The organism is Acinetobacter sp. ANC 3903 (genome assembly GCF_002135315.1).
Taxonomy (GTDB): domain Bacteria; phylum Pseudomonadota; class Gammaproteobacteria; order Pseudomonadales; family Moraxellaceae; genus Acinetobacter.
Genome location: NZ_NEGA01000028.1, coordinates 1 through 12,543, shown reverse-complemented (window position 1 = coordinate 12,543; position 12,543 = coordinate 1). Strand labels below are relative to the sequence as shown.

Below are 12,543 nucleotides of genomic sequence, written 5' to 3'. Positions count from 1 at the left end.
TTTATCCATCAAAGATTAAAGGAAATTTATCCTTCACAAGGTGAAGATTTTGATGATGAAAGTTTTTTTGACCCTATTTATACGGTATTGTCAGAAATTTGGGAGAAAATTTTAGGACTTTATAATTATATTTACATTCCTAAAGAGTTAAGTGCCGAAGACTTTACTAAATTACATAATAAAGAATTTCAGATATTGATGGGTAAAACTCTTACAGAAACTTTAGATACTTTTATTCCACAAAATTTTGTGCAAAAGATTAATGATAACTTAGATCAAATTATTACAGCAATTACAGAAGATTTGGACTTTTATACATATAGAACAATTCATACTCGACAACAAAAACTAAAAAAAGCAGATATATATCAATTAATAACAGATGCATATTTTGGCATAAGACATATTCATCAAAGGTTTAACAACGATAGTTGGATTCCTATCAGCAAACTCAGTTCTGGGGAAAAACAGAAAGCAATTCTAAATATCGCCCATACTTTGCTAATAAAAAAACAAAGTTCTAATAAAGATAAATATGTCATTTTGGGGTTTGATGAACCTGAGTCATCATTACATATATCAGCATGTTTTGATGTATTCCAACAACTGTATGATACTAGTAAATATTGTAATCAGTTAATATTCACTACTCATTGGTATGGTTTTTTACCTGCTGTTATTGATGGTAACACCGTTATTATTTCAAGAAATGATAGTCAAGATCATCAGTTTGATTTCATTAATATCTATAAATATCGCGAAGAAACAAAGCAAGCTAAAGAAAAGTCTGGGAAAGATAATAAACTTCCTTCAAGTATAAAACTTAAAAGTGTTAATGATTTGGTTCAATCTATAATATGTGGAAGTATGGGAGAAGAACCATTTAATTGGATAATTTGTGAAGGATCTTCTGAAAAAGTATATTTTAATCACTTTTTCAGTGATTTAATTGAAAATAATAGACTAAGAATATTGCCCGTAGGATCTTATAAAGAAGTAAAGCGTTTGTATAACCATCTTTCTATAGCATTTCAAGAATTCAAGGATGAAATAAATGGTAAAGTATATTTACTTTGTGACACTGATAAAGATTTAGATAATAAATATACTCCTCTACAAGAAAGCCAACATCCAAATTTGCGATATAGAAGATTCATAAATGATACAAACTCTGGAAAGACTAGGCTAGAAGTTGTTAATACATCTATTGCTAGTGATCCTACAGAACTTGAAGATGTTTTAAATGCTCAAACATTTATTAAAACATTAGAAGAATTTAAAGATGATTTTCCTAAAGAGTTAGCACTATTAGAACCCCATATTTATGAAGATATAGAGGAAAATGTATTTTTACCTTCAGCTTGGGCATTAAGCCTTTCTCCTCTAAATAGAAAAAAATTGATGAAATTTTTTGATACTAATAAGGGAGAAATGAAGGTTATATTTGCAAAAAAATATATTCAAAATGTAGAAGATATAAACGAGCTACCTTGGATCAATGAAATTAAAAATTTTTTACTTTCAAAATGAAAAAGAGCGTCACTATTTACGATTAGGTGAATAGCCAATTCCAGACACTCTTGAAGCAATTTTAAGAATAAAAAACCCCGACATCCTGTCAGGGTTTTTTATTGTGCGATCTGTGGTAGCTGCTGTTCTACCTCACGTTCCTGGTGCTTGAACTTATCATTATTGTTTTTTGTTCCGGAACATCCTGTTCCTATATGACTCAATCATAGAAAAATTCCAGTATTCCGAATAGCAGCAAAGGGCCGAGATTGATGTGAGTAAATGCGTACAAGATCGGCTAAAAAATATCCCGGTTTTATCCGCAGAAATTGGGGATATTTTCTGCCCCGGGAAGGCTGACAACATTGAAGAAAGTTTTAATTTGATTGAAAAACAATCAAATTTATTGGCGGAATATATCAAAACAGTTTAAAAAAAAGCCGACTTGTTTCCAAGCCGGCTTTTGAGGGTTTGCGTCCCAATTTATTATATTATAAGTTTTTGAAATTTAACACTATTTATTTTGAGTTTCGTATAAGCTCTATTATGTTAAATGGGTAAAGAAATATAGCTTAATGAATTTTCAGAGATTGGTTATTATATCTACCAGTTTTTTATAAAAAATTAAGACAATTATGCAACCTGAACATATGAATTTATCAAGAAGAATAGGACATTTTTTTGCGACTATCTATGCCCAAATTAAATTAGACACTCGCAAAGGATTTACGGACTTATCAAAGGCTCAGGAGCAAGCACTATTACCGATAATCAATGAAATATTTTCTAAAAAATTTGATGATCTAAACAAAATTAATATTAATTATCCAGGTATTGATTATGGAGATTTTGATGATGGTTTAGGTCTTCAAATGACTATTACTGTCACAAAACAAAAAATTCAGGAAACACTTAATAAAATTTCAAAATACGATGAAGACAAAAGAATCAAAAAACTATGGATGCTTTTTCTTACTGTAGAAGCCGTTCCCCAAAATGTGATGGTTAATAGTGCGGACATTGAAATAGAATATGTGACGCTAAAGGATCTAGAAGATAAAGTTATAACAGCAGACTTAGACTATCAAAGAAAATATTTATCATTAATAGAAAGAGAATATTCAAGCTATTTTCGAGCCAACACAAGTTTTAGTCTTCCTCAAAATACTCCTATTCCAAAAGATCTTAGTATATTCAATGACTTTATTCAGACTAAAGAATGGTTTCCTGATGATCCGAATGAGGGATATGAAAAAGTCTATAATTTTATAAGTTCTTTTCAGAATTGTTTACTTGATTGTTCTTCTAATGCCAGAGATTTACTTTCTTGTATGATCGAGATGCAAAGGATACCAGAAGATTATAATTCACATATTAAGATTGTTCTTGAAAAGCTGGTAGGAAGATTAAATATTCTAGATGAAGATTTTGATAATTTTGTATACGATTTAGAACTTTTAAAATCAAATCATTTGATTGATCTTAACGATGAATTTCAAGGTCTAGTTGGTAATGTTATTAAAACTAAAAAAGTCGCAATTTTAAGCTTTAAAACATATGAACCAGAAATCAATCTATTTTCTGTTTTACCTAATTTTTATTTAAAATACTATTCTTTGAATGATTTTTTAAGAGCAATTAGAAGTACTGATTTTTCACTTTTATCAGATCAGAAAATTAAGTCTTCCTAAAATTAACATAATGCACGTTATACGAAATGCAAATTTTATTTCTTTAAAAATCAATTTCTTATATACTATTGAAAAGCCCATTCACCCTCGAATGGGCTTTTTTATGGATTCTTCACGTTCCACGCTTACTATTTAATCAATGTTCCACGGTTTTAATAAACTCAGGTGAACAATCATCTTATCCATTGGGTAAGAAAAAGCGACTCAGAAAGCCCCTTTTGACTGGTTCTGGTTCCGCCTGCTCTGGGACTGGAATGCGCTTGTTTTCAAGAGTAGTCAATCCGTCATAGTTCGGCTCTGGCTCTAACCGAGGATCTGTTGCTATATCCTGATTAGATTTCTGATCGGTAAACGTAGTCATATTGGCTTTTGGGGCTTCTAATAGACGTTGCATAGCTTCAATCTGTTCTTGATAAAACGATTCACGTTCTAGTGATTGGTTTTCTCTCTGCACTGCCTGATTTAATTGTTTTTCCAGTATGTCAACTTGACGTTTTAATAAGTCAACTTCTGTTAAGTTTTGACTGTTAGTTGATTGACTTTGGTTGACAGTAGAGTTGTTCTTTTGTGGCTCTCCAAAGACCCTCAAAGCCTCTGAAAAGTCAATCAATCCATCAGATCCTTTTGATAAATTTCCTTTATTTATATGGGCATAAATAGCCTGTCTAGAGTATCCATATAGTTTTGCTAGTTCTGAAACTGACAGTTTTTTCATCATGTAAACCAGTTTTCAATTTGTGTTAATACTTGACTGTTAACTTTACAATGTCAATTAACAACGTCATTGAAACCCTACTTTTTTTAGTAAAGGAATTAACTCCTTAAATTTCTCTGAATCTTGCAGCATTTCAGCGATGCGTATAGCAAATTGTTGATAGCTTTCTGTGCCTTGGGAATACTTACTCATCTCAGGAAGTTCGGAGAGTTTATTGGCAAATAGGTGGCATTGTTTATCGGTCATTTTTGAAAAAAGATCGATAGTGTCTAGATCCCGCTTATTCTCTAGTGACTTAGCAGCTGATTTTTTTTGTTTAAAGTTAAATGAAAAGCCTGTAATTGATCTACCAGTCTTATGCTGTTCAACTTTGGCCGTAATGTCTGTATGTTCATTAACTTGTTTTAATGCAATCTCTAAGACGTATTTTTTAAAATCATACATCCGCTTGTATTCAGGATCGAGTACACCTATTTTTTGTCTGAAATCATGCATATTTATAAGTGGTGTTTTTCCTGTACTACGCCATGCAATAAGGATCTCATATAAACGAACAGCATAAGCACTTGTTAAATTGCTAATTTGCTGTATTTCATACTTTGTAAATTGTTCTTCTAGTCTTGTAATTAAAGGCACAATAGCGGGAGAAAAAATAAGTCTAACAACCGCTTCATGGTCAATATAAGCGACCTCACTCACCCATCTTGACTTATGATTAATAACATTACCTTTTTCACTAAGACTTTGATAACTAAACTGTCTTGCAAATAGACTATCACAAGCATCTTTTAATGCTTGATAAGCTGTATTTCGATGTACACCAAATTGATTGATATAACTTTCAGCATGAACCGTTAATGGGTCATTAGCGTTTATTCCCTTACCTGATTCCCTTGCTTCAATAATAGCTAGGAGAATTAACCGCTGTTCAACTAGATCAAGGTTGTAACTGGCATTAATCAAGGCATTATCTTTAACGATTAGTTCTGTTTTCATAAGACGAGTTATATTTTTAATTCGTTAAGACGAGATTACATTTCTGACTCGTTTAATGCAAGGTAAACCTCGTTTTAATGCAAGGTAAACCTCGTTTTAATGCAAGGTAAACCTCGTTTTAATGCAAGGTAAACCTCGTTTTATAATGTCTAAAAACCTTGTAAATAAAGGCCTTTGGCATGTCTAAAAGCATTTAAAAGATTTAAAAATAATTAAAAGCATAGGGAATGAAAAATTACCCTATGTTTTCGCTACGCTCAAACTCTATTGAATCTCGCTTTCGCTCGATTCGAAGGGGTAATTTTTCATTAATATTTTCGTGACTCTTAAAAAAAGCCAAAGCATCTCGGAATTCGCTACGCTCATAAGTTTTTTATGCTCGCTACGCTCGATCTAGAATCAAATTAAGTTCATTCGCACCCATTCGGGATGCTCTGAATCTAGGTTTTAGAATCTAAAGGGAGCTTGTAATCAGGAAAAAGGCTGAGGCAAATTTTTATTGTGGCAGCTCGTAGACACTCGCTTAAAACTCATCTTTGATAAGCATAAAAAAGCCGTTTTGGCACACATTTTAGGAATGATACTTCGGAACTAGGTAGGTGCCGAGGAGTAGTGCCGAGAGAATGTTCCAAAGTAGGGGCTAGATTCACGGTAACGCAACCGCTACGCTACCCTCTGAAACCACGCTATCGCTAGGTTTCAGCCCGAAAGGGTTCGGGACGGGTTTGCTAAAACGCTAGGGCGTTTTTACCTATACCGAAGTCCCCGTCGTTGCGCTACCGCGCACGACCACCCCCTTACTGAAAAGTATTGAGCTTCATCTGCTACGCAATGAACTCAACGGACTTTTTTAACCGTAAGAGGGTGGTCGTGCGTTCCTTACGACGGGGATGGGCTAGCCCCCCACTTCAAGGTCAGGCGTTGGGACGCCTTAAAAAATGGGTGCGCTTCGCTTCCATTTTTTCCCTCTCGTGGCTCCCCCCTTGTCCTCTCCGTTGGGACTCCGAGGATGCTTCACTTTTGTTCAGCCCCCCTTCGGGGCAACCGCGTATCCAATTATGGAGATTGAGCAAAATATTAATTTTCTCGATTTTTTAAGGATTAAGATTGTTTTTTAAACTACACAATATACCGCAGATTTAACATACTTTTATTATATATTTCAAATAGTTACATTAATTTTTTTGTTGTTTTTTAAAAAAAACCAAGTATATTGATTTTCATTCTTGAGCTTGGATGATTTTTATGTGGATTTTATTGCTAGTTGCTATGGGTTTCGTATTAATCATTTTTGCTGGTGATATCTCAGTTTTTTTGAATACCTTTTTCGCACACCCATTCCGACACGTAATGTCTGTTTTTGTCGGAATGTTTGCTTTTATGGTGTTAAGTGCGAAGCCAAATGAAACAGGTTTGAAAAAATTGGGTTCAAAAGTTTCTTTTTATGCTTTTTTCTTTTTTATCCTTATATTTTTTGTTCTCTGGTTTCCTGCTTATTTTCTGAAAAAAGTAGATAGCAATGAACTTTGGTTGTTTCTAACTTTTAGTATTGGCTGTTTTTTTATTTTCATTCTATTCGATCGATTTTTTACACCTATCTGGGAAAAAACAGAAAAATTTTTTACACAAAAAGCAGGCACGGAACGCGATAAAAAGACTGATATCAGAGCTATTGAAAAGAGTTTTAAACAAACTAAACCTTATGATCCTGAATTTTTTTTTCATCTAAGAAATGGTTTTTGGGTTTAGATATGAAAGAAAAACCAATTTTCTATAGTGGAGAAAAACTTCTACATATGCAGATAACAGGAGCATCGGGGTTTGGTAAGAGTGTTCTACTTGGACTTATTGCTTCGCAAGCAGTACAGAAAGGTGAAGCCACTATTGTTTTTGATCCAAAACAGTCCGGTGATGAATGGTTACCGCATGTTTGCAAAAGCGCATCTGAAAAAGCAGGGGCAAAATACTGTTTTATTGATATACGAAGTAATGATGTACAGATAAATCTATTTGAAGATGCTACCCCTGATCAAATCGAAAATTTATTGATTTCTGGTTTTCTATTGGAAGATCGTGGTGATGCTGCAGATTTTTATCGTGGTAAAGACCGGAAAATGGCAAGGTTTGTTGCAGAGAATTATCAGAAGGGCCTTACAGCGACAAAAATTAGCCAAGAGTATGACCAATTTTTTAGAAGTAAAGAAAATGGGGCCGAGAGTTTTGCCAATCAATTACAGGAAATTGGCCGAGTTAAAGCCGTTAATGCAGTGAGTGGGATCTCATTAAAACAAGCAATGGAAAATGGCGATTTCCTTTATATCGCTGGGGATTGGGAAGATCCTAAACATGTGAAAGTGCAACGCATGGTACTAGCCCGAATTGTACAACTTGCGAGCGAAAGAGATAACAATCTCGAAGAGCCAAAACAGGTGTGTGTAATTCTCGATGAGTTTTCTTTTCAAATTTCAAAAATTTTTGGAGATTCTCTAAAAGTTATTCGAGACAAAGGACTGCATTTTATTCTTGCACATCAAAGTATTAATGATTTAACCAATGTTCCTGCAAATATTGATGCACAAGCATTTGCAGGAGCTGTCATGTCGAATTGTAGTTTGAAGTTTACGTACCGTGCTGTTGATTTTGAGACAGCTAAATATTTTTCTCAGCTGTCAGGGGAAATACTTGCAGAAGATGAGACCCGCCATGTTGAAAAAATGCTTAGTCTGACTGATCGAGTAAATGGAGATAAACAAATCCGGCAAACAGAAAGGAATTTATTCGATGTAAACACCATGCTGTTGCTCCCCCAAAAAACTGGAATTTTATTTGGCAATGGCATAGCAAAAATCTCAAGTGTTTATCCCATTAAAGTTAATAAAAGTCCTGATTCTAAAAAGATTGAAAGTTTTGATACGAATGAAGATATAGAGAACTTCGATTTTGATCGTGCTGTCATTTTCAGTGATTTGGAGTGATATATGTCAAATTTGATTAGTTCAAAAGTAGAACGAGACAGAGTTAGAGCGGAGAAAGAAAGGAAAATTCTATCTTTTTTACTGGAGGAGCGCTTTAGCATGACTCTAGTTTTGGCCCAACTCTTAAAAATGACTTCAAATGGTACGCAAAAGATTCTAAACAGGATGGAGGCTCAAGAGATGATAAAAGCTCACACTATTGATTTTGAATTAAGTGCCTGGAGTCAAAGAATTTGGGGTTTAACACCTAAAGGCTTACTTCTTGTGACTGATAAAAATGAAAGCATTAAGTTTTTTGAAGTTGGTCGCATTAAACCTATCACGATGATGCATAGCTTGGCTTTACAGCGCGCTAAAGCTATTGCCCTTGGTTGTGTGTGGGATGAGTGGATAAGTAGCGCCAAGATGCTACAGAGCGCAAATTTGAGCCGTACAACATGGATGCAAGTCCCTGATGCTGTTGCAATGTCGCCAAAAGGACGAAAAATTGCAATTGAGCTAGAAAGAACAGTTAAAACGCCAAAACGTTATGTCGAAATTTTAGCGAATTATGCAGAGATGATTTCATCTGATGTCGTTGCTGAGGTGATTTATATTTGCCCAGAAAATATTGCGAAAAGATTAGAACGACTGTTCCACAGAATCGAAAAAATCATTTTTAGAGGAAAGTCTATACCAGTCCCTGAAGGATTGTTGAAGCGTTTTTACTTTGTCAAATATGACGAGTGGGATGTGAAATCAAAAGATTTTTAAGATGATTATGGTCTGTGAGATAGGCTCACATGACTGGAATAAAGTGTGATGTTTGGAGGTTTAAAATGGTTGAAGTTGAATTGAACAAAATAATGCAACATGCAAATTTAAAACTGCATGGAACTATAGAGCTTTTCTTATTAGAAGATAAATACCAAGAGATATTTTTGGCTCAGAGAACTGCTGAAGGGTCTGACAATTATTATTTGCATTATCATGCATTAAGATGTGAAATTTCAGAAGCATCAGCTCAAGAGCTTATCGCTTTAGGAGCTAGAGTATTGGATCTCGATGATCTAAAAAATTTTAGAGTCTAAAAAATAAAAATGCCTCTAACTGAGGCATTTTTTGGCTTAAATATCTAATTTCGCATAAGAAACATTATGTAAATTTGGAGTACACCCCAAAGTAACGTTATAGCAGGTAAAATCCTGAACCTAAAATCAATAGCTTAGATTCCGTGGAACATTGGTTTAAGAGTGATTGAAGCAAGTCTTAGATTTATATGTGACACTGGAAATAAGTAGTTCCTGCATAACCATAAGTCAGTGTCTATATCGACGTCTGATCAGCACAGAAACTACTTACTATTATGAATAGCATATTTTTTATGAGAGATTTTATGTCAAATCTTTTTATTCTCTATATGTTGGAGAAGGTAGGCTTTTTAGAATCTCACCAGCACCCTGATATGGCGGTAAACCAAGTAAATTTTCAGTTTCACTGTGGGTAGGTTCAGGAAATGAAAATTGATCTAAATTATTTTCTGTTGCGATAAAAAACAAGCGTCTTCTTTTCTGTGGTGTTCCATAGTCACATGCAAATAGTTCAGCATGTTTAACATCATATCCAATTTGATTAAATGATTTATAAATTTCATTCAGCATGTTTGCTTTTTTAACTTGTGCTAACCCATAAACATTTTCCATAACAACAATTTTGGGTCTTAGCTCTGCAATTATTTTTATATAATCTCTATATAAAATACCTAACGGGTCATCCGTAGCCTTTTGTTTTCCTGCAACACTAAAGGGTTGGCAAGGTGGACCACCAATGATGATATCAGGCTTATTTCCGATAGTATCTAATATTTGCTTCGCTGAAATAGTTCGTATATCTTGGCGTACAAAATTCCATTCTGGTCTATTTTTAGTGATTGTTTTTTCAGAAAATAATTCAATATCATTTGAAAATTTTGTTTGAAATTGAATCAATACGTCATTTGCTGCTTCAAAGCCTAAATCTAAACCACCTGCTCCTGTAAAAAAAGAAGCTATTGTTTTTGTCCCATTTTCTCCTAATTTTTTAAAGTAATTAGAAACCTCTTTAGCAATAGCCGTAGCTAATTGAACTGGGACGGCATTACCAATCTGTTTATGAACTTCCCCTAAAGTGCCTTGAAACTCATAATCAACAGGAAAGTCTTGTAAACATGCAGCTTCTCGAGGTGTTATATATCTATTTTCTGTTGGATGAACAAATTTATTAAATATATGAGCGGTTACTGTTAGGGCTGGTTTGTTATCTTCCAACCGAATAAGACGCATATTGGGACCACCAGTTTTTTTATCACCAGTGCGAATAAAGCTTTTATGTTGAAGGTGTGGAGGAAGATCTCCCATCTTCCCCCCAGGCGGTAAATTTTCCAACCTTTCTAATACTATACCTTTGCAGATTTTAGCTTGGTGGTTTGGAAGCACTTTAAATCTCTAAATCTCGTAAAGTGGAATAGTCTAGCGTAATGATATAGTCAAAGACATATCTCAAATTTTCTTTGGATATATACTCACCTATTTGAGGATCATTCATTAGGTTTGTTTGATCGCCCCAAAGTATAGGAATTATATCTTCAATATATTCCTTTTCATGTCTGTATGCAGGTAGGTTTGAGATAATTGCTGTTTTTACATGTTGTTGATGTCTATGATTAGAACCGATCTTTAATGTTTGATAAATCCCCTTTTTAATATCATCTGTTCTATCAAGACCAGCGCTAGTTTTTGAGTCACTGATAACTTCTTTTTTAGGCCAGCCAAATTCAGTTTTGGCTATTTGTGGGGGGGCTCCGCAAGCATTAACTAAATAGTAAATAGGATCTGATTTATCTTTTGATTTATATAATTCCCTAGCTTTGTTCCAATGGTCAAATCCTGCATAGATCAGCTTTTTATTGTCAATGTTCTCAATAAAATCAAGTAATCCATGAAATGGCCATAGATGAGAATGTACTTTCCCTAAAGGAATACTTATATGTTGATTTATGTATAAAGCTGAATCACATTCTTGTAATTGAGAATGTGTAATTTCTAATTTTTCATGTTCTTCTATATCAAAAAATGGCGTTTGCACTAATAAAGGGAAAGTTATTAATGGAGCACTCTTAACTTCAGCATAAATTAATTCCCCAGACTTACAGTGAATTATTGCATCTGCGTAGTTAGTTCCACCCACGACTTGTACTTGATTAAAATCTGTAAATTTTGAAGAAATAAATTTTAATATTAATTCACTACTTAGTTTGCCTAATGCACCAGATGATGGTTTCGCAGCTTTTTGATATCGCCAAATTTTATGAGCATAACATTTAGCACATAGGTTAATAAAACCTAAATGGGCATTGTAGTGACTATCTCCTGAAGTACATACTTCAAGACTATTACCTAAGTTATTAGTTGAGTCGATATATGCTAATGACATCACAACATCGAATAAAAAAGGTAATAAATCTTTATCTTGTAAAACTTCACTTTTTAAAATTTTGTCTAAAGTGTCTTTCCAAGGATAATCTACTAAAGGTTCTTTCATTTTTTAAACTAATTCAAAATCTTAATTAACATTATGCGATTTTCAAAATATCTAATAAAGGTTAATTTAAAGCAATTCACATAATTGCAATCTAAGAAATAAAAAACCCCAGCATCCTGCCGGGGTTTTTCGTATTTGGTTAGCTCGGTATAACTCCTGTCGTACCTCACAGTCCTTGTACTGTATTTTCTTATTGTTATCTGGAGCATCCTGCTCTCTATGCCCCATCATAAGAAATAAGCTTGAGACCGTATAGCCGCACAGGGCCGGAATTGATGTGAGCAAATGCGTACAAGATAGGCTAAAAACCATCCCTATTTTGAACTTAGGTTATATACAGAGTTTGTTAATAGTGTATAAATCCAATAATTAAAATTTTTGAAAAATTTGAGGTTAATATTTTGATTTTAGGAATATTTTTACGTCATATAAAAACATACAAAGGAATTAATTTTATCCCTTTGAGTGATGGCAATAGTTTTTGTGGCTTAGTTGGGGATAATGGCATTGGGAAAAGCACAATTCTTGAGTCATTAGATACTGTTTTCAACAATAGAGACTGGAATATTAATATTGAGCATAAATCTAAAACGAAGGATAACCTTCCCTATATTTTACCTATATTTTGTATAGAAAAATCGAAATTAACTGATGATTCAGAACATACCAAAATTTTAGATATAGTGGATAAGGCTACACGAGAAATAACAGTCCCTGAATTTCCATCAAGATCAAAAGAAGTCAGTATCAGAGTTTTTGATCACATAGCTAGATTTTTAGTTAATACGGATGAAAGTGAAAAATATTATTTAATTCCATTAGGCATTAAGGAAGATCGCAATTTATCTTTTGGTATTTTTGAAAGATTTATCCATCAAAGATTAAAGGAAATTTATCCTTCACAAGGTGAAGATTTTGATGATGAAAGTTTTTTTGACCCTATTTATACGGTATTGTCAGAAATTTGGGAGAAAATTTTAGGACTTTATAATTATATTTACATTCCTAAAGAGTTAAGTGCCGAAGACTTTACTAAATTACATAATAAAGAATTTCAGATATTGATGGGTAAAACTCTTACAGAAACTTTAGATACTTT

At 33.6% G+C, this 12,543-nt stretch carries 10 protein-coding genes and 1 pseudogene; 7 read left to right on the top strand and 4 right to left on the bottom strand.

The window, feature by feature from the left end:
- Both B9T29_RS16035 and B9T29_RS16030 read left to right on the top strand, forming a co-directional pair.
- The coding region (locus tag B9T29_RS16035; RefSeq protein WP_086176880.1) for an ATP-dependent nuclease at positions 1 to 1,530 on the top strand (1,530 nt) is incomplete at its 5' end.
- A 614-nt stretch (positions 1,531 to 2,144) separates the two neighbouring features.
- Complete coding sequence (locus tag B9T29_RS16030; RefSeq protein WP_143223908.1) at positions 2,145 to 3,200, top strand: SMEK domain-containing protein; 1,056 nt, start codon at positions 2,145 to 2,147, stop codon at positions 3,198 to 3,200.
- 178 nt (positions 3,201 to 3,378) lie between these two features.
- On the opposite strand, the gene B9T29_RS16025 is transcribed toward B9T29_RS16030, so the two are convergent.
- Together B9T29_RS16025 and repM are read right to left on the bottom strand one after the other, a co-directional pair.
- Positions 3,379 to 3,915, bottom strand: coding sequence for a plasmid replication DNA-binding protein (locus B9T29_RS16025; protein ID WP_086176878.1), 537 nt, complete (start codon positions 3,913 to 3,915; stop codon positions 3,379 to 3,381).
- A gap of 66 nt (positions 3,916 to 3,981) precedes the next feature.
- Positions 3,982 to 4,911, bottom strand: a complete 930-nt coding sequence (gene repM / locus B9T29_RS16020) for a replication initiation protein RepM (RefSeq protein ID WP_086176877.1) — start codon at positions 4,909 to 4,911, stop codon at positions 3,982 to 3,984.
- A gap of 1,245 nt (positions 4,912 to 6,156) precedes the next feature.
- On the opposite strand from repM, the gene B9T29_RS16010 reads away from it, so the two are divergent.
- The 4 genes from B9T29_RS16010 to B9T29_RS15995 all read left to right on the top strand — a co-directional run bounded on the left by B9T29_RS16010 (position 6,157) and on the right by B9T29_RS15995 (position 8,956).
- Positions 6,157 to 6,660 carry a hypothetical protein gene (locus tag B9T29_RS16010; protein WP_086176876.1) on the top strand — a complete coding sequence of 168 codons (504 nt, stop codon included), beginning with the start codon at positions 6,157 to 6,159 and terminating at the stop codon, positions 6,658 to 6,660.
- A gap of 2 nt (positions 6,661 to 6,662) precedes the next feature.
- Positions 6,663 to 7,886 (top strand): type IV secretory system conjugative DNA transfer family protein, encoded by a 1,224-nt coding sequence (locus B9T29_RS16005; protein ID WP_086176875.1) that lies wholly within the window; start codon positions 6,663 to 6,665, stop codon positions 7,884 to 7,886.
- A 3-nt stretch (positions 7,887 to 7,889) separates the two neighbouring features.
- A complete protein-coding gene (gene mobC, locus B9T29_RS16000) occupies positions 7,890 to 8,639 on the top strand; it encodes a MobC family replication-relaxation protein (RefSeq protein ID WP_086176874.1) in 750 nt (249 codons plus the stop codon).
- Positions 8,640 to 8,704: 65 nt separating this feature from the next.
- On the top strand, positions 8,705 to 8,956 hold the full coding sequence (locus B9T29_RS15995) for a hypothetical protein (protein ID WP_086176873.1): 252 nt from the start codon (positions 8,705 to 8,707) through the stop codon (positions 8,954 to 8,956).
- Between the two features lie 318 nt (positions 8,957 to 9,274).
- Here the strand turns inward: B9T29_RS15995 and dcm are convergent, their stop codons facing one another.
- Together dcm and B9T29_RS15985 are read right to left on the bottom strand one after the other, a co-directional pair.
- Positions 9,275 to 10,261 carry a DNA (cytosine-5-)-methyltransferase gene (gene dcm / locus B9T29_RS15990; protein ID WP_143223907.1) on the bottom strand — a complete coding sequence of 329 codons (987 nt, stop codon included), beginning with the start codon at positions 10,259 to 10,261 and terminating at the stop codon, positions 9,275 to 9,277.
- Between the two features lie 79 nt (positions 10,262 to 10,340).
- Positions 10,341 to 11,444, bottom strand: coding sequence for a hypothetical protein (locus tag B9T29_RS15985; RefSeq protein WP_086176871.1), 1,104 nt, complete (start codon positions 11,442 to 11,444; stop codon positions 10,341 to 10,343).
- A gap of 401 nt (positions 11,445 to 11,845) precedes the next feature.
- On the opposite strand from B9T29_RS15985, the pseudogene B9T29_RS15980 reads away from it, so the two are divergent.
- Positions 11,846 to 12,543: pseudogene (locus B9T29_RS15980) on the top strand (hypothetical protein); the annotation flags it as partial.